General features: G+C 41.2%; 1 protein-coding gene. It reads left to right on the top strand.

The window, feature by feature from the left end:
• The first annotated feature begins 82 nt into the window (after positions 1-82).
• Positions 83-226, top strand: coding sequence for an XkdX family protein (locus tag R2R70_RS22440; RefSeq protein WP_186299636.1), 144 nt, complete (start codon positions 83-85; stop codon positions 224-226).
• Positions 227-245 lie beyond the last annotated feature (19 nt).

Genomic DNA, 245 nt, shown 5'->3' with positions numbered 1-245 from the left:
CCAAACTGCGTGAAGCACAGATGGCGAAACAATTGGCCCAACTCATGACTGAGATTCAGGAGTTGAAGGGTGGTGAAAAATCATGATATATCCAACAGTTGCGGATATAAAGCAATTTTGGGACTGGCAGTGTTACGGTCCTGAAGACATTGCCTTTTATGTAGAAATCGGTTGGATTAACAAAGAAGATTATCAAGAAATAACGGGAGAACAGTACGAAGCCTAAAAGGGCTTTTTATTTTGCC

Origin of the sequence: Cobetia sp. SIMBA_158, from assembly GCF_046566945.1 — a bacterium.
In the GTDB taxonomy this organism is placed as follows: Bacteria; Pseudomonadota; Gammaproteobacteria; order Pseudomonadales; family Halomonadaceae; genus Cobetia; species Cobetia amphilecti.
Note: the sequence above shows the minus strand (reverse complement) of the source record. Positions and strands in the feature narration are given on the sequence as shown.

What these genes read in the sequence shown, in the direction of transcription:
- R2R70_RS22440 (WP_186299636.1), top strand. Translation starts at nt 83, where the DNA reads ATGATATATCCAACAGTTGCGGATATAAAGCAATTTTGGGACTGGCAG.